The organism is Terrabacter sp. 05T424 (genome assembly GCF_056396225.1).
Map to the genome: position 1 here is coordinate 529,253 of NZ_JBFTLB010000002.1, position 16,286 is coordinate 545,538.

Annotated in this window: 19 protein-coding genes; 11 read left to right on the plus strand and 8 right to left on the minus strand. The window is 71.3% G+C overall.

Translation table 11 applies throughout. From position 1 onward, the window contains the following. Positions 1 to 19 precede the first annotated feature (19 nt). The 3 genes from AC1DE0_RS07530 (at position 20) to AC1DE0_RS07540 (ending at position 3,733) form a co-directional block, all read left to right on the plus strand. Positions 20 to 1,288, plus strand: a complete 1,269-nt coding sequence (locus tag AC1DE0_RS07530; protein ID WP_478098797.1) for a Gfo/Idh/MocA family protein — start codon at positions 20 to 22, stop codon at positions 1,286 to 1,288. Positions 1,289 to 1,370: 82 nt separating this feature from the next. Continuing rightward, on the plus strand, positions 1,371 to 1,781 hold the full coding sequence (locus AC1DE0_RS07535; protein ID WP_478098799.1) for a hypothetical protein: 411 nt from the start codon (positions 1,371 to 1,373) through the stop codon (positions 1,779 to 1,781). Positions 1,782 to 1,906: 125 nt separating this feature from the next. Beyond that, complete coding sequence (locus AC1DE0_RS07540) at positions 1,907 to 3,733, plus strand: ABC transporter substrate-binding protein (RefSeq protein WP_478098802.1); 1,827 nt, start codon at positions 1,907 to 1,909, stop codon at positions 3,731 to 3,733. A gap of 138 nt (positions 3,734 to 3,871) precedes the next feature. Here AC1DE0_RS07540 and AC1DE0_RS07545 read toward each other — a convergent pair whose 3' ends face one another. Beyond that, a complete protein-coding gene (locus tag AC1DE0_RS07545) occupies positions 3,872 to 5,059 on the minus strand; it encodes an ROK family transcriptional regulator (RefSeq protein WP_478098804.1) in 1,188 nt (395 codons plus the stop codon). A 68-nt stretch (positions 5,060 to 5,127) separates the two neighbouring features. Here AC1DE0_RS07545 and xylA point away from each other — a divergent pair, with 68 nt between their 5' ends. Further along, positions 5,128 to 6,303, plus strand: a complete 1,176-nt coding sequence (gene xylA, locus AC1DE0_RS07550) for a xylose isomerase (RefSeq protein ID WP_478098806.1) — start codon at positions 5,128 to 5,130, stop codon at positions 6,301 to 6,303. A gap of 76 nt (positions 6,304 to 6,379) precedes the next feature. Here xylA and AC1DE0_RS07555 read toward each other — a convergent pair whose 3' ends face one another. Beyond that, positions 6,380 to 6,739, minus strand: a complete 360-nt coding sequence (locus AC1DE0_RS07555; RefSeq protein ID WP_478098808.1) for a VOC family protein — start codon at positions 6,737 to 6,739, stop codon at positions 6,380 to 6,382. A 105-nt stretch (positions 6,740 to 6,844) separates the two neighbouring features. On the opposite strand from AC1DE0_RS07555, the gene AC1DE0_RS07560 reads away from it, so the two are divergent. Then, on the plus strand, positions 6,845 to 7,309 hold the full coding sequence (locus tag AC1DE0_RS07560) for an SRPBCC family protein (protein WP_478098810.1): 465 nt from the start codon (positions 6,845 to 6,847) through the stop codon (positions 7,307 to 7,309). A 121-nt stretch (positions 7,310 to 7,430) separates the two neighbouring features. Further along, positions 7,431 to 7,793, plus strand: coding sequence for a YciI family protein (locus AC1DE0_RS07565; protein ID WP_478098812.1), 363 nt, complete (start codon positions 7,431 to 7,433; stop codon positions 7,791 to 7,793). A gap of 3 nt (positions 7,794 to 7,796) precedes the next feature. Here the strand turns inward: AC1DE0_RS07565 and AC1DE0_RS07570 are convergent, their stop codons facing one another. Further along, complete coding sequence (locus AC1DE0_RS07570) at positions 7,797 to 8,612, minus strand: isocitrate lyase/PEP mutase family protein (RefSeq protein WP_478098815.1); 816 nt, start codon at positions 8,610 to 8,612, stop codon at positions 7,797 to 7,799. Beyond that, on the minus strand, positions 8,609 to 9,052 hold the full coding sequence (locus tag AC1DE0_RS07575; protein ID WP_478098817.1) for a GNAT family N-acetyltransferase: 444 nt from the start codon (positions 9,050 to 9,052) through the stop codon (positions 8,609 to 8,611). Before AC1DE0_RS07575 ends, AC1DE0_RS07570 begins: the two co-directional genes overlap by 4 nt. 144 nt (positions 9,053 to 9,196) lie before the next feature. Here AC1DE0_RS07575 and AC1DE0_RS07580 point away from each other — a divergent pair, with 144 nt between their 5' ends. The 3 genes from AC1DE0_RS07580 (at position 9,197) to AC1DE0_RS07590 (ending at position 11,407) form a co-directional block, all read left to right on the plus strand. Then, positions 9,197 to 10,093, plus strand: a complete 897-nt coding sequence (locus tag AC1DE0_RS07580) for an NAD-dependent epimerase/dehydratase family protein (protein ID WP_478098819.1) — start codon at positions 9,197 to 9,199, stop codon at positions 10,091 to 10,093. Further along, positions 10,090 to 11,124 (plus strand): zinc-dependent alcohol dehydrogenase family protein, encoded by a 1,035-nt coding sequence (locus tag AC1DE0_RS07585; protein WP_478098821.1) that lies wholly within the window; start codon positions 10,090 to 10,092, stop codon positions 11,122 to 11,124. Before AC1DE0_RS07580 ends, AC1DE0_RS07585 begins: the two co-directional genes overlap by 4 nt. 61 nt (positions 11,125 to 11,185) lie before the next feature. Next, on the plus strand, positions 11,186 to 11,407 hold the full coding sequence (locus AC1DE0_RS07590) for a hypothetical protein (protein ID WP_478098823.1): 222 nt from the start codon (positions 11,186 to 11,188) through the stop codon (positions 11,405 to 11,407). A 10-nt stretch (positions 11,408 to 11,417) separates the two neighbouring features. On the opposite strand, the gene AC1DE0_RS07595 is transcribed toward AC1DE0_RS07590, so the two are convergent. From AC1DE0_RS07595 to AC1DE0_RS07605, 3 genes are read right to left on the minus strand one after another with little or no spacing between them, the layout of a single operon-like run. Further along, positions 11,418 to 11,978 carry a pyridoxamine 5'-phosphate oxidase family protein gene (locus AC1DE0_RS07595; protein ID WP_478098825.1) on the minus strand — a complete coding sequence of 187 codons (561 nt, stop codon included), beginning with the start codon at positions 11,976 to 11,978 and terminating at the stop codon, positions 11,418 to 11,420. A gap of 5 nt (positions 11,979 to 11,983) precedes the next feature. Continuing rightward, the gene (locus AC1DE0_RS07600) at positions 11,984 to 12,313 is read right to left on the minus strand and encodes a VOC family protein (protein WP_478098827.1); all 330 of its coding nucleotides are present in this window, start codon (positions 12,311 to 12,313) and stop codon (positions 11,984 to 11,986) included. A gap of 41 nt (positions 12,314 to 12,354) precedes the next feature. Then, positions 12,355 to 13,224, minus strand: a complete 870-nt coding sequence (locus tag AC1DE0_RS07605; RefSeq protein WP_478098829.1) for a hypothetical protein — start codon at positions 13,222 to 13,224, stop codon at positions 12,355 to 12,357. Positions 13,225 to 13,699: 475 nt separating this feature from the next. Between AC1DE0_RS07605 and AC1DE0_RS07610 the strand changes: the two genes are divergently transcribed. Together AC1DE0_RS07610 and AC1DE0_RS07615 are read left to right on the plus strand one after the other, a co-directional pair. Beyond that, positions 13,700 to 14,272 (plus strand): DinB family protein, encoded by a 573-nt coding sequence (locus AC1DE0_RS07610; protein WP_478098831.1) that lies wholly within the window; start codon positions 13,700 to 13,702, stop codon positions 14,270 to 14,272. Positions 14,273 to 14,505: 233 nt separating this feature from the next. Next, entirely contained in the window at positions 14,506 to 14,709 is a 204-nt protein-coding gene (locus tag AC1DE0_RS07615) for a cold-shock protein (RefSeq protein WP_478098833.1), read from the plus strand. Between the two features lie 587 nt (positions 14,710 to 15,296). Here the strand turns inward: AC1DE0_RS07615 and AC1DE0_RS07620 are convergent. Further along, complete coding sequence (locus AC1DE0_RS07620) at positions 15,297 to 16,175, minus strand: hypothetical protein (protein ID WP_478098836.1); 879 nt, start codon at positions 16,173 to 16,175, stop codon at positions 15,297 to 15,299. Positions 16,176 to 16,286: the final 111 nt, after the last annotated feature.

Here is a 16,286-nt window from a genome sequence, read left to right on the forward strand (position 1 = left end):
CGAAAGGCGACCGACCTTCATGACCAGCGCGACCAGCACGACCGGCACGACCGGCACGACCGGCCTGACCAGCACGCCCGACGTCCGCATCGGCATCATCGGCTTCGGCCTGCGCGCCAGCCTCGCCCGCTACGCGCACCGCCCCGGCGAGGGCAGCCGCGTCACCGTCGTCTGCGACTCGGCCGAACGCGGACGGCGCGACGCCGCCGAGCGCATCGACGGCGTACGCCTCGTCGACGGTGTCGACGCCTTCCTCGCCCCCGAGGTGCGCGCCGAGGTCGACGCGGTGCTCGTCCTGACCCCCGACCACGCGCACACCGAGCACGCCGTGCGCACCCTGGAGGCCGGCATACCGACGTTCGTGGAGAAGCCGCTCGCGACGAGCGTCGAGGACGCCGACCGCGTGCTCGAGGCGGCCCACCGCACCGGCACCCGGCTCTACGTCGGGCACAACATGCGGCACATGCCCGTGGTCCAGGCGATGCGCGAGGTCATCGAGGCGGGGACGATCGGTGAGGTCAGGGCCATCTGGTGCCGGCACTTCGTCTCGGCCGGCGGCGACTACTACTTCAAGGACTGGCACGCCGACCGCCGCAACACCACGGGACTGCTGCTGCAGAAGGGCGCCCACGACCTCGACGTCATCCACTGGCTGGCCGGTGCCTACACGCGCCGTGTCAGCGCGGTCGGCGACCTCGCCGTCTACGGCGCGGTCAGCGACCACCGCGACAACAGCGACCGGCGGATGGCCGACTGGTACTCCCTCGACAACTGGCCGCCCACCGAGCAGCGCGAGCTCAACCCGGTGGTCGACGTCGAGGACATCTCGATGGCCAACCTCGTGCTCGACGGAGGTGTCCTCGCGAGCTACCAGCAGTGCCACTTCACGCCCGACTACTGGCGCAACTACACGGTGATCGGCACGAAGGGACGCCTCGAGAACTTCGGCGACGGACCCGGCGCCCTCGTCAAGGTGTGGACCCGGCGCACGGACGCCTACCGCGAGGACGCCGACGAGGTCATCGAGATCCCGGCGGCCGACACGACCGGGCACGGCGGCGCCGACCCGCTGCTCGTGGCCGAGTTCGTCCGCTTCGCCCGCGACGGCGGGCCGACCATGACCTCGCCCGTCGCGGCCCGCGAGGCGGTGGCTGCGGGTGCGTGCGCGACGACGTCGCTGCGTACGGGAGGTGGCGCGGTCGAGGTGCCCGCGCTCGACCCGGAGGTGGTCGCCTGGTTCGAGGGCGGCCAGGTGCAGCGGGAGCCGCAGCCGGTCACCACGGCATGAGTCGTATCAGCGCTTGGGTGCGCTCCCTCTGAGGGCAAGGCCTGTTCGCGGGGCGGGCCATGCTCCGAAGGACGTGCCACCCATGAGCGTCACCGACGTCTTCCCTCTCATCAAGGCACCAGAGGCCTGGCCGGTGCCGGTCGTCGCGACGATCGCGATGGTCTTCCTCGCGGGTCTCGACCTCGCCGGCGCGGTGCTCGCCAAGGAGTGGGCCGAGAACGGCAGCGTCAGGGCCCTGGTGCTCGGCGCCGGAGCCTTCCTCGTGCTCTTCTGGGTGTACGCGTCGTCGCTGCGGTATGCCGAGCTCGCCCTCGTCACGATGGGCTGGGTCGTCATGCTCCAGGTGGGGCTCGTCCTCGTGGACCGCTGGCGCTACGGCGTGGAGCTCCCTGTCGGCAAGTGGGTTGCGATCGGCGTCGTCCTGCTCGCGCAGGCCTACCTCGTGCTGGCGCCGAGCGCCTCGCAGGCGGGGGCGACGGCCGCCGGCGGCTAGACTGCCGGGACGAGCAGGGGCGGACCGCGGTGCTGCGGCGCCACCTGCCGTTCGTGTTCCTGCCTGCCGTTGCAGCCCCTATACACCCGTCCGGCGTCCTTCGAGGGCGTCCTCGAAGGAAGCCCATGCGTCGTCGTCCTGCCCGCCCCGCCCTGGCGGCGGCCGTCGGCGTGCTCACGCTGGCAGCGGCAGGCTGCACCACGAGCACCGCCCAGCCCTCCTCGACGGGCGGCACGACGCCGGGGACGACATCGACGGTCTCGACCGCGTCGGCCACGTCCACCGCCGAGCAGAAGCCGCTCGTCGTCGGTGCCGTCTTCGACCACACGACCCTCGACCCGACCCGCCAGTTCGACCGCACCGGCGCCATGCTCACGCACGCGCTCTACGAGACCCTGACGACGCTCGACCCCGAGGACCCGACCAAGGTCGTGCCCGGGATGGCCGAGTACACCCTCTCGCCCGAAGGTCGCTGGCTCACCATGCGGCTGCGCAAGGACCTCGTCTTCTCCGACGGCACGCCGGTCACCACCGACGACGTCATCTTCACGATCGAGCGGGCCCAGGGCCTCGGCGGCACCACCGCGTCGATCCTCGGCACCGTCACGGTCGTCAAGGTCGACGACCGCACCTTCACGCTGACTTCGCCGTCGTCGAACTTCGCGCTGCCGGCGATCCTCGCGAACCCGGCGATGGGCATCCTCAACGCCGCCGCGGTCAGGGCCCACGGCGGCACGATCGGCCCGGGCGACCAGGCGAGCGGCTACCTCTCGCAGCACTCTGCCGGCTCCGGCCCCTACGTCATCGAGAGCGTCCGCGGCACCTCCGAGGTGAGGCTCGCCGCGAACCCCATGTGGCGCGGCGCCGCACCCCGGTTCCCCGCGGTCGTCGTGCGCAACATCGCACCGTCACAGCAGCTGGAGGCAATCCGCACCGGTGACGCCGACGTCGTGCTCGACCTCTCGCCGAGCCAGGCTGACCGGGCGGCGGCCCGGCCGCCGGCGAAGGCAGTCACCGTGACGTCCATGCGCTCGAGCACACTCACCTACCTCGCGCTCAACCAGAAACCGACGGTGAATGCGTGGACGGCCAACCCCCGGTTCGTCGAGGCGGTCCGCCGCGGCGTCGACCGTGAGGCCCTCGGCGCGGCGGTCCCCGGTGCTGAGCCCGCTCCCGGCCTCATCCCGGCCGGCATCGTCGGCGCACTCGACGACCTGCCCAGCGCGACCGCCGCCGCCGGGTCCACGGGCACGCCCTCGGGTGCCGGCTCCTCGGGCACGCCGGTCCCCACGACGACGTCGTCGGCAGCCTCGGCACCCCCGAGCGCGGGCGGCGCTGACACGACACCCGGCGACGGCACGACCACCGGCGCCGACGGTCGGCCCACCCCGGTGGTGACCCTGCCCGTCGTCCCGGTCCGCGACCTCGCGGCGGCGCGCGCCGCCCTGCGCAGCTCGGGCTACAAGGGCCAGCAGATCAGCCTCACGTATGCCGCCGACCTGCCCATCCAGGGCCTGCCCGCGTCGTCGATCGCCGCGGTCGTCGCCAAGCAGCTCGGCGAGGTGGGCATCACGGCGCGGCTCGACCCGCAGCCCGCCCGCCAGGCGCTCGCGGCCTATCGCGCCGGCCGCACGGGCCTGAGCCTGTGGGCCTGGAGCCCCGACTACCCCGACCCCGAGAACTACCTTGCCTTCGGTCCCGGCGGGCTCGTCGGCGCCCGCGCCGGCTTCCTCACGGGCCGCGACCCGCTGGTCGACGCGCTCACCGACAAGGCGCGCGACTCGATCGGTGACGACCGGGCCACCGCGTACGCCGCCTGGCAGCAGGCGATGAACGAGCGCGGCCCGTTCGTCCCCCTCATCCAGCCTTCGACCCGCTTCGCGAGCAGCGACCGCGTCGCGGCCGTGCCGGGCAACCCGGTCTGGACCGTCGACCTCGCCCGCATCACCTGACCCCCAGCCCAATCGAGAGAACACTCCGTCACCCACCCCCTCGATCGAGAGAACACTCCGTCAGGCGCACTTCCCAACCGAGAGAACACTCCGTCACGCGACGTGTCCGACCGAGAAAGCGATCCGTCCGCTGGGGGTCTAGGACAGGACGCTGACTGGGTCGTCGACGAGGCGGTGCAGCTCGACGAGGGCGGCACCCGTGGCCCCCGCCGCGGGATCGTCGGGCGCGACGACGACCTCCGGGGTGGCCCAGTGAGCTGACAGGACTCGACGCGACAGCATCGCCTCGACGTCGGGTGCGAGCAGCTCGCCGACGTGGGCAAGATGGCCGCCGAGCACGACGGTGGGGATGTCGAGCACGTTGACGACGCCGGCCAGCGCGATCCCCAGCGCCCGTGCCGCGGATCGCACTGCGGCGCAAGCCTTCTCGTCCCCAGCCTGCGCACGCTCGGCCAGCACCGTGGGGTGCGTCGACGGCTGGAGGCCCGCAGCCGACAGCATCGCGAACCGGCCGGCATACCTCTCGAGACAGCCGGTGGAGCCGCAGCGGCACGCAGGGCCGTCGGGGTCGACGCACACATGGCCGATCTCGCCGGCCCAGCCGTACCGTCCGGTCATGACGTCGCCGTCGACGACGACCGCGCCACCGATCCCGACCTCTCCGCTCAGGTAGACGAAGGTCGCCGGGTCGCGCTGCCGGCCGGGTGCCGGATGCGCGAAGGCGTGCGCCGCGAGGTCTGCCTCGTTGCCGACGCGCAGTGTCAGTCCCCCCAGCGTGTCGCCGAGTGCAGAGGCAGGGGCGACGTCCGCCCAGCCCAGGTTGGGTGCGCTGAGCAGCCGGCCCCCGGTGGTGTCGACGATGCCGGGCAGGGCCAGGCCAGCGCCCACCACCGTGACGCCGGATGGCGCCTCGGCCAGCACCCGCCCCGCGAGCGTGCGCACCCGCCGCAGCGTCGGTGCAGGCTTCGAGCCCGTCAGGTCGATCGGCACGGTCTGCTCGGCGATGACGGCACCTGTCAGGTCGACGAGCCTGGCGGCCAGGTGGCTCACCCCGACCTGCAGACCCAGCGCGGCGAATCGCGCGCCGGCCGCACGCAGTGGGGTGGACGGCCGGCCGGGACGACCCACGCCGCCGGCGCTCGACTCGACCTCGTCGAGCAGCCCGCCGGCGACGAGCTCGTCGACGAGGCGCGACACCGTCGACCGGGTCAGGGACGTCGCCCCCGCCACGTCGGCGCGCGAGGGCGCCTCGTCGGCAGCGAGGACGGTGCGCAGCACGAGGGCGAGGTTGGCGTGGCGCAGGCTCGCCTGGCGCAGGTTGGCCATGCCTTGACCCTAGTGGTTCGCGCAGATAAGTTGCATGGAACAACAAACCCTCGCAAGGAGTCGCGACGATGCGCCAGCCCACCCGAGACGACCGTTTCTCCTTCGGCCTGTGGACCGTCGGCTGGACCGGCACCGACCCGTTCGGCAGGCCGAGCCGGCCGGCGCTCGACCCGTGGGAGTACGCCGACAAGCTCGCAGAGCTCGGTGCCTGGGGCATCAGCTTCCACGACAACGACGTGTACGCGTTCGACGCCTCCGACGCCGAGAAGTCGTCTCGCTGTGGGCAGCTCAAGGACGCGGCCGACCGCGCCGGGCTCACCATCGAGATGGTCACGACGAACACCTTCAGCCACCCCGTCTTCAAGGACGGCGGCCTGACGGCGAACGACCGCGGCGTGCGCCGGTTCGGTCTGCGCAAGGTCCTGCGCGCGGTCGACCTGGCCGCCGAGATGGGCGCGACGACCTTCGTCATGTGGGGTGGTCGAGAGGGTGCGGAGTACGACGGGTCGAAGGACCTCCATGCGGCCTTCGACCGCTACAAGGAGGGACTCGACACCGTCGCCGGCTACATCAAGTCGCAGGACTACGGCCTGCGAATCGGCCTGGAGCCCAAGCCGAACGAGCCGCGCGGCGACATCTTCCTGCCCACCGTCGGGCATGCGCTCGCCCTCATCGCCGAGCTCGACCACGGTGACATCGTCGGCCTCAACCCCGAGACGGGTCACGAGCAGATGGCCGGCCTCAACTACACGCACGCCCTGGGCCAGGCGCTGTGGAGCGACAAGCTCTTCCACATCGACCTCAACGGCCAGCGCGGCATCAAGTACGACCAGGACCTCGTCTTCGGGCACGGCGACCTCATGTCCGCCTTCTTCACCGTCGACCTCCTCGAGAACGGCTTCCCGGGCGTGCCCGACGGGCCGCGCTACACGGGCCCGAAGCACTTCGACTACAAGCCGTCGCGCACCGAGCACCTCGACGGCGTCTGGGAGTCGGCGAGCGCGTGCATGACGACCTACCTCGCGCTCGCCGCCAAGGCGGCCGCGTTCCGCGCCGACCCGCGTACGGCAGAAGCCTGGGCGTATGCCGGCGTGCTCGACCTCGCAGAGCCCACCCTTGCCGAGGGCGAGACGGTCGAGGACCTGCTCGCCACCGACGACGGCTTCGACCCGGAGAAGGCGGCCGAGCGCGACTACGGCTTCGTGCGCCTCAACCAGCTCGCCCTCGAGCACCTCATCAGCTGACCTCCCACCCGTTTGAGGTAGACGCGCCGCAGTTCCTGCCGCGCGTCTACCTCAAACCGGTGGAGTGGAGAGGCGGTCAGTCGACGCAAAGGCAGAACGGGTGGCCGGCCGGGTCGAGGAAGACGCGGAACGACTCGCCCGGCTGGTGCTCGTGCTTCGTGGCACCGAGCGCCACGACGGCCGCCTCGCCGGCGTCGAGGTCGTCGACCATGACGTCGAGGTGCACCTGCTGCGGCACCTGCTGGCCGGGCCACTGCGGGGGCGTGAAGTCCTCGACCTGCTGGAAGCAGATGCAGTTGCCGGTCTCGGTGTCGCGGATCTCGGCCCAGTCGTCGGACGACTTGACCGGCCAGTCGAGCATGGTGCCGTAGAAGGTGGCGAGTGCCCCGGCGTCGGGGCAGTCGATGACGAAGCTGGGGTATCGGGCGATGGCCATGCACCGACCGTAGGGGCCCATCCGGACGATCGGCGTCCTCGACGTGCCAGCACTTGGTCATCGTCGGACCAGCCGTCTCCCAGTCTTCGGCTCTACCCTCGGAACATGGGCGCCGTGGACTTCGAGCTCGAGCGACGCGTCAGTGCGCCACCGGCGGAGGTCTTCGCGCGGTTGGTCGACATCGAGGCGTACGACCAGTGGATGCCCCACAAGGGCAGCATCCGTCGGAAGTCCCGGCAGACCTCGGAGGGGGCGCCCGAAGTCGGGACGACCTATCTCGACCAGACGCTGTTCGGCCCGACCCCCGGCGAGATCTCCGAGCTCGACGCCCCGTACGTGCTGACCTACCACTGGTGGGACCGCACCAAGTCGGGGCGCCTCAACATGGAGGGCTGGCCCGGCTACACGCTGGAGGCCGCCGATGACGGAGCGACGCTCGTGCGCCACCACGTGTCGATGCGCACCCACGGCCTCTACCGCCTGGCGACCCCGGTGCTGCAGCGGATCGCCCGGCGTGAGCGCACGGCCACGCTCGCCGCGCTCGAGGCGTCCTTCCGCTCGCAACGGTGACCCGACTCCGGGAGGATCAGGTCGAAGAAATCTGAGCTGGGCTGTCGTATCGGCCGAGACCCGTTCGACGAGTGGGTGAAGGTCGGTCGACCGGACCGCCCCGAAACCAAGGAGAACTGGGATGTCGCACTACCTGCTCGCCGTGCACGGCCCCGCCGAGATGAACGAGTTCGGCAACTACGACTCCAAGGAGGACATGGAGCAGGCGTTCGCCGACACGGGCGCCTTCAACGACAAGCTGCGGGCAGACGGCTTCTGGGTGTTCGCCGGCGGCCTCGAGCCCGTGGCCGCGGCGGCCGTGGTCGACGGCCAGGGCGAGAAGCCCGTGGTGACCGACGGCCCCTACCTGGAGAGCAAGGAGGTCATCGGCGGTTTCTGGGTCATCGACGCACCCGACCGTGATGTGGCGCTCCGGCTCGCGGCCGAGGGTTCCAAGGCGTGCCGTGGAGTGGTCGAGGTCCGACCGTTCGGCGGGCTCGCCTGACGGCTATCTCCTGAACCGCTCCTGGAGGTCGGCGTAGCTGATCGCCCCGTCGAGGAAGCCGAGCGTGCCGGTGTCGAGAAGCTCTCGGCCGGCTCGCTCGAGCAGGCTCAGGGTGGCGCGAGCGAGGCTGCCGCCGAGACTGACGCGGGCGACGCCGAGCGAGAAGAGTGTTCGCGCGTCGATCGTGTTGGCGAGCCCGGCCACGATGTTGAGCGGCCCCGGAATGGCGGCCGCAAGCCGGCCGATGGTGTCGGCGTCGACGACTCCGGGCACGAACACGCAGTCGGCGCCGGCCTCGAGGTAGCGACTCGTGCGCTCGACCGTCTGGGCGAAGACGTCACCCTCGACACCCGCGAAGTACGTGTCGGTGCGCGCGTTGAGCACGAACGTGCCGCGGGGTGCCGCGCCGCGCGCTGCTGCTACGCGGTCGACGGCCTCGTCGACGGAGAACAGGCGCCCGTCGCTGATGTCCTCGAGGTTGGCGCCGACGGCGCCGGTCTCGAGGGCGAGCGCGACGGTGCGGCCGACCTCCTCGGCCGTGTCGCCGTAGCCCGCCTCGAGGTCGGCGGTCACGGGCACCTCGACGGCGGCGACGATGCGGGCGATGTGGTCGAGCATCTCGTCGCGGCCGAGCGCGCCCCCATCGGGGACTCCGCACGACCAGGCGATGCCGGCACTCGTCGTGGCGACCGCGGGGAAGCCGACCTGCTGGAGGATGCGGGCCGAGCCGGCGTCCCAGGCGTTCGGCAGCACGAAGCCGGGTCCGGAGTGCAGGGCGAGGAGGGCGGCTGCCTTCTCGGCCGCGGACCGGGAGGTCACGAGAAGGTCCGGCGCATGACGCAGTTGAACTGGCCCTTGCTGCGGATGTGCTCGAAGCCGGCCCGCTCGAAGAGGGCACGGGTTCCGCTGTAGAGGACGGCCTCCCGCTTGCCGCCCTTGTCGTGGGGGTAGCCCTCGACGGTGCCGCCGCCGGCCGCCGCGATGAGGTCGACCGCACCCTGGAGGGCAAGGTCCGACCCGAACTGGGCCCAGGCGACCGCCTCGTCGCCGTCGAAGACGAGCGCGGCGTGGGCGCGGTCCTCGTCGACGAGCCGCTGCTTGAGGGCCCGGTTGCCGTCGTAGCTGAACTCCTTCTCGCCGCTCATGGTGTGGAACCACGTGCACCAGCAGCCCCCGAAGACGCCGTTGTGCCGCTCGAGCATCGCCGCGTAGGCGTCCCAGGTGTCCGGCGTCAGCGCCCGGATCTTGTAGTCGGACAACCGTTCCTCCTCCGTCAGACCGCGGCGCGTCGTCGCGCGTCGTCGCGCGTCGTCGCGCGTCGTCGCGGTGTCACCGTGTCCACCCAGCATGCCGCCCGACGCGGACGATCCGGGGTCGCAAGGCGTCGGTGGTTGGATCGGGCCATGCGCATCTTCTTCACGGGCGGCAGCGGCAAGGCCGGCAAGCACGTCGCGCCGTTCCTCGCCGAGCAGGGCCACCAGGTCACCAACGCCGACCTCGTCCCATTGCGACATCCGGCCGTCGACGACCTCATGGTCGACCTCGCCGACATCGGCGAGACGTACTCCGCCCTGGCGGGGCTGGCGCGCTTCGACGAGCTCGAGCTCGCGACCACGCCGGCATACGACGCCGTGGTTCACTTCGCCGCAGTGCCCCGGATCCTGCTCACCTCGGACGCGAAGACGTACGCGACCAATGTGCTCAGCACCTACAACGTGCTCGAGGCGGCGACGCGGCTCGGCATCCGCAAGGTCGTCTTCGCGTCCTCGGAGACGACCTACGGGGTGTGCTTCGCCCAGGGCGAGCGGAAGCCGGTCTACGTGCCGGTCGACGAGGAACACCCGACGGTGCCTGAGGACTCGTACGCCATGTCCAAGGTCGCGGGAGAGGTGACGGCGCGCTCGTTCCAGGCCCGCACCGGCGCCGACGTCTACGGCCTGCGCATCAACAACGTCATCGAGCCGCACGAGTACGCCGACATGTTCCCGCCGTTCCTGAGCGAGCCTGCGCTGCGGCGGCGAAACATCTTCGCCTACATCGATGCTCGCGACCTGGGCCTGATGGTGCAGCGCTGCCTCGAGGTCGACGGGTTGGGCTACGAGGTCTTCAACGTCGCCAACGCCGACATGTCCGTTGCCGCGACGACCGACGAGGTGCGTGAGCGCTTCTACGACGGGGTGGAACTGCGCCGGCCCATGGGTCGCAACGAGACGTTCTACTCGATCGACAAGGCCCGCGACCTCCTCGGCTACTCGCCGCAGCACTCGTGGCGCGACGTCCTGACGGACCCCCGCGCGTGAAGGCGGTCGTCTACGACGCCTACGGGCGTATGCCGGTGCTCACAGACGTGCCCCCGCCTGGGTGCCCGGACGGCGGGGTCGTCATCGCCGTACGGGCCACGGGCGTATGCCGTTCCGACTGGCACGGGTGGAAGGGCCACGACCCCGTGTCGTTGCCTCACGTGCCGGGTCACGAGCTGGCCGGAGTCGTGGCCTCGGTCGGTTCGGGGGTGCGGGACTGGGTGGTCGGCGACCGCGTGACGGTGCCGTTCGTGTGTGGTTGTGGGCGCTGCTCGTGGTGCGAGGCCGGCGAGGCGCAGGTGTGCCCCGACCAGACCCAGCCTGGCTTCACGGGGCCCGGGTCGTTCGCCGAGCTCGTTCCGATCCACGGCGCGGACACGAACCTCGTGCGGCTTCCGGACTCCGTCGACTTCGTGACGGCCGCGTCGCTGGGGTGCCGGTTCGCGACGGCGTTTCGTGCCCTGACGACGCATGGTCGGCTGGGCGCGGGCGAGTGGCTGGCCGTGCACGGGTGCGGAGGGGTCGGGCTGTCGGCGGTGATGATCGGGGTGGCGCTCGGTGCGCGGGTCCTCGCCGTCGACGTGAATTCTGCTGCGCTGGAACGGGCTTCGTCGTTAGGGGCATCGGCTGTGGTCGACGCTGGCGGGGTGGCAGACGTGGCCGCGTCAGTTCGGGATGTCACGGGAGGCGGTGCGCACGTCTCCATCGACGCGTTCGGGTCTCCGGACTCGGCAGTGGCCTCGGTGCGCAGCCTGCGTCGCCGCGGCAGGCACGTGCAGGCCGGCCTGCTGCTCGGGCCGTCGTCGACGCCGCCGCTGCCGATGGACCTCGTGGTCTCCCAGGAGCTCGAGATCTACGGGTCGCACGGCTTGCCTGCCCGCGACTACCCCGCGATGCTCGCCCTGATCGAGGACGGCGCCCTCCGCCCCGCCGAGCTGGTGGGTCGGGTCATCGGCCTCGAGGACGCTGGACCGGCCCTTGCGGGCATGGACCGCTCGGCTGCCGCAGGGATGACCGTCGTCCGCCTGTGACTCTGGCTGATTCGAGATGTCGCCGCTCGTGTCCGGCGCATCCTTGGGTGAGGAGGTTGCCATGGGTCAGAAGGGCAAGCACCAGGGCAAGGGCGGCACGTCGGGGCACTACCAGTCCCCGGGCGTGAACATCGAGGAGGTGTCCTCGGGCAGCAGACCGATCGAGGCGGTCGGGACCTCGGTGGCCGCCTTCGTGGGTTTCTCTCCATTCAGCCCCGCGCGTCTGGCGAGGGCCGTGGTTCTGGCCGCGGGTCTGGCGTTGGTGGTCCGGCGACTGCGCTGACCCGGGCGGCCTAGCCGTCGGAACTGAATCCTTTGTCCTGCCAAGCGTGCTCGGCGAAGCTGAAGAGCCGCTGCGGGGTGATCCGCAGCCAGCAGGCAGCCCAGGCAAGGGTGTCGCCGCGGTTGCGCCGCTCGGTGAGGCTCCAGAGGTCCTCTGGAGCGCTCGCCTGCACCTCGGCAGGGCCTTCCATGAGGACCGCGGCGTGCGTGTCGTGCTCGCCCTCGACGACGGACAGGGCCAGCCACGGGTTGGCCCGGACATTGGCGATCCGGGCGGCGTTGCTGACGGTGGGGAGCCAGATCGCCTCCGCGTACGGGGTGAACAGCGTCGGTGCGGCGTGTGCGCGTCCATCGGGTCGGGTGGACGACGCAACTGCGTAGGTCCGGCGCTGCAGGTACGACTCGAGCTGAGGTCCGCTCATCCGCCGGCGCGGCGGGTAGGCCTTGCGCACGGCAGCGCCGGCCCGCTCGAAAGACGCATCCTGCAGCTGGCCCAGCCAATCCCCGAGGACCGCGGGCTCGTCCGCCGCCGCTGAACCCTGTCGGTGGCCGGCGGCGCCGGCTCCATCCATGGGCGTCACTCCCCACGAAGGCCGATCGGGTTCCCGTCCCTGTCGGTGAGCGCGCAGACTCGCGCGCCTGGCGCGACCTGACGTGGCGCGTCACGCTCCACGGCCCCAGCGGCGAGCAGGGTGTCGCGGGTCGCGTCGAGATCCTCGACGTCGGCAAACGCCACCGGGCCACCACCTTCACCGGCCGGGTTGAGAGCGACCTCGAAACCGTCGGCGTCGTAGCCGACGTAGTACGGCTCGTCGGTGTGCGGCGCGCCCAGCAGTGCGGTGTAGACCGCCTTGGCCGCGTCCAGGTCGGTCACCGGGATCACCAGACTTCGGATCGTGGGGCTCATTCACGTCTCCTCACCGAAAGGCGGTCACGACGGCCGCTCCATCACCTCTGGGTCAACGGTACGGGCCCGTCACGGTCCGGTGCCTTCTGATTCGGGGTCGATCCCGCGAGGGCGAGGGCCGCCGTGCCGAGTGCCCACGCGACACCGGCGCCGGTCCACCCGCTCCCGCGGGTCAGGAGCAGCAGGACGGCGACGAGCCCCTGCAGCACGACGAAGACCAGGCGGAGGTCGCGGTAGCGGCGGTGCAGCCCGGCGGCGAGCCCCAGGAAGGTGGCGGCGAGCAGCACGCCCAGAACTGCGATGACCGCGCCGATCACCTCGCCGAGCCCGGACCACATGCCCGTGTCGGGGGGCCGCTGCTGACTGATCAGTGTCCCGGCTCCCAGACCGGCGATCGCCAGACCGGCGACGCCTTGAAGCGTGGCCACGGCAACGATCACGGGTGCGATCCGGGGAGTCGCCCGGGGTGGCGCGGCGTCCTCGGGCTCACTGCGACCGTCGTGGCGTTCCTGGCCCGCCCCCGCGTCGCCCGCGTGAAATCGAGCCGGCGCGCGGAAGAGTGCGATGACGGCGATCGCGAAAGGCGCGGCGAGCACGACGAGCACCGGCAGGTCCGCACGAGCCGTCGCACCGAGGGCGAGGCAGCCGGCCACGACGGTGCCCGGGACCGCCACCCGGGACCACGCCCGGTCCCACGGCAGCGCCGCGGCCACGAGCAGGTAGGCGTAGGGGATGACGAGCAGGGCCGTGAGCCCCAGACCACCGGACACGGAGCCGGCCGCGCCTGCACTGGCGAGAAGCGGTCCGACGAGCAGCAGCACGGCCTGCCCGGGCCGAGGTCGCCACACGGCGGCAGCCGCGACAGCGGCGACCGCGATCGTGACCACGGCGTACAGCCACGTGTCGCTCATCTGCTCCCCTGTCGCTGGTCGACCCGCGTACGCGAGTGGTGGGCCCAACTCTGGACCAGTCAGACCGTACGCGCGTGAGTTCCGCTGCCTAACACGCCCTTCCACAGGGTGCCGTCCGTCGACGCGCTGGCCGGCGCGTTCGCGGTTCTGTCAGGCGTGCCGGCGTCCCGGGCGTCCTCGGTAGGTCTCGATGGCCACCAGGGCGATGCCGACGCTGACAGTCGCGATCCAGAGGCCGCTGCGCCGATGCCGGCGACGAGCATGAAGGCGCCGGCCAGCATGAGAGCCACGGCGATCCAGATCAAGGTGTGCCTCATGACTGATGCCTCCTTCGGTGTCTGCCCTTCCATGCTTCCGGCTGCGGTCGGAGGGCCACCAGAGGCTTTCGTCCTCGGTGTCCCGCGCCTTGATCCCGTGTCGTCAAGCCGAGTCGTTGCGGACGTGTCTCGTCCGTAGTCCTCTCTAGGGTGGCGGCATGACGGACACCTTCGGCTTCACCCCCGGCCGGCCGCCGGAACGGGACATCGACCGTTTCATGCGCGGCGACGAGCTCGACACGGCCGTGATCACCCTGGAGCGCAACCGGCGTACGTTCGCCTGGAAGTGCGCCGATGTCGGTGCAGAGGGGCTGCGTCTGCGGCTGGGCGCGTCGTCGGTCACGCTGGGGGGCCTGCTCAAGCACGTGGCGTGGGTCGAAGAGCTCTACTTCCAGACACGGCTCGCCGATCGCCGGCCCATGGAACCCTTCGCCGACCTCGATCCCGAGAACGACTGGGACGACTGGCCGTGGAGCACGGCAGCGGACGACACACCGGAGGAGCTGCGTGCTCTGTGGGCTGACTCGGTGCACCGCTCGCGCAAGGCGCTGGCCGAGGCGCTGTCTCGCGGTGGGCTCGCGCAGACCAGCCCTGACGGGATGAGCCTGCGCCGGCTGCTGGCCGACATGATCGAGGAGTACGCCCGCCACACCGGGCACGCCGACCTGCTGCGTGAGCAGGTCGACGGGGTCACCGGAGAAGGCCCGCCGCCCGACTTTCCGGTGCCCTGAGCTCTCAGCGTTCGCTGGGGTGGCCACCCCGGTCGGGCGCCCGAATCGCAGATGTATCGAGCGTTTTCGCCACCGACTGCTAGCGTCGTTCCCGGCTGCCGTCTCGGTCCACCAGTTCGGACCGGGCACAGCGGGTCGCTGCGCGAGGTTTAGCGTGTGGCGCCGCGTTGTGACACATCGGCACTCTGAGGTCTCCACACGGGGGACCTCGCTGACTAGAAGAGGCAACACCAGTGGCAACAGGCACCGTGAAGTGGTTCAACAGCGAAAAGGGCTTCGGCTTCATCGAGCAGGACGGCGGCGGCGCCGATGTCTTCGTTCACTACTCGGCCATCGAGAGCGGCGGCTACCGCGAGCTGCAGGAAGGCCAGAAGGTCGAGTTCGAGGTGACGCAGGGTCCGAAGGGCCCCCAGGCCGAGAAGGTCAAGGGTCTCTGACCCACCCAGAGCATCGGGCAACCCCGGTATTCAGCGAATCCCCCGACCAGACGGTCGGGGGATTCGCCGTTTCTGTCCCCCCGGTTCCCCAACCGTGAATCTGCTCGTGACCGTGCTCCGTCGGGGTACATTGCCGCAGACCTACAGGGAGGTTCGAGCACAGTGAGCGACCAGCAGGGGTGGACCGTCCCCGGCGCCATGCCGCGGCCGCAGGGCAGCGCCTACCCCCCGCCGGGACCCGCAGGCCTGCCCACGCCGGGCGCGGCCTTGCCGCAGGCGGCCGCCCCGGTCGCCCCGGTCGCCCCCGCCGGCTATCAGCCGCCGGGCTGGGCCCCGCCGCAGCTGGCACCGAAGCCCGGGATCATCCCTCTCCGGCCGCTGACGCTGGGCGAGATCTGGAGCGGCGTCATGACCGCAGTCCCGGGCAACCCGACCGCCACCATCGGCCTCGCGCTCGTCACGCAGCAGAGCGCTACCGCCGCGACCTCGCGTGGCTGGCCCGCGACCGCAGGCTGCGCGACGCGATCCTGCGTCGCGAGAACTGAGCTGCTGACCCTGGCGGTTGGGCTGGGGCGTCCCGCCTCCCCTCAACGACGGGTGAGGACGACGTCGACCAGCAGGCCGGGGTGGTCGGTGGTGCCCTGCATGTCGATGATCGAGCGCGATCGCAGCGCGGCACCGGGGCTCACGACCACGGACTGCAGGCCGCCGTCGTCGGTGCGCTGGTAGCCGCTCGGCAGGCACGACTCCGGGCTGGGTGAACCGCGAGCCGAGAGGTTGAGGTCGGCGCCGAGGATGGTCGGGCCAGCTCCGTTGCCGGGTCTGATGCCCGGGAGTGCGGAGTCCAGCAGGTAGCGGCACTGGCTCAGCGCGGCGGTCGGGTTGCCGCTGGTGGCGTGCGTGGTGCAGGCCGTGAACCGTGTGGCCAGATCGATGCAGACCCAGACGCGTCCCTCCGGGTCGTCGGGGCCCTGAACCGGGTAGAACCCGCTGTAGGTGCGGGATCCAACCGCCGGGGCCGGGACCGCGACCAGGACGCCGTCGCCGAACTCCTGCCCGTCCTGGCAACGGACCGGTGTCTGGGTCGGACGGTCCTGCGCGGCCGCGAACGCCGAGGCGACCTCCGCCGTGGGGAAGGTGGACGACATCGCCTGCTTCAGGACGCGTACGTCGTCACGGCATACCTCGTTGAGGCTGACCATGTCGGGCCGGCGCTCGTGGATCAGTGCGACCGCCCTGTCGACGGCACGCCCGCCGGAGTAGCAGTCGGCGCGGCCGCTGTTGCAGAGGTTCATCTGCAGCACGCGCACAGGCGTGTCGAGCGGACCGATCGTCGGGCGGCTCACGGTGGCTGGGTCGCTCGCCGCGCGACCGGCGTCGCAGCCCGCGAGAGAGCCGACGGAGAACATCACGAAGCACGTTGCCGCGGCAGCCCACCGCGAGCCGCGGACGAGCCGAACGCGCATACCCTGAATGGAACCCCGGCAGTTGAGGGACGCGCAATCGCTACGGGCGTGTCCGCAGGCGCGAGGCTCGAGTGCCTCTTCCGCTTCCCAGCTCATCGCGAGCGCACCGAG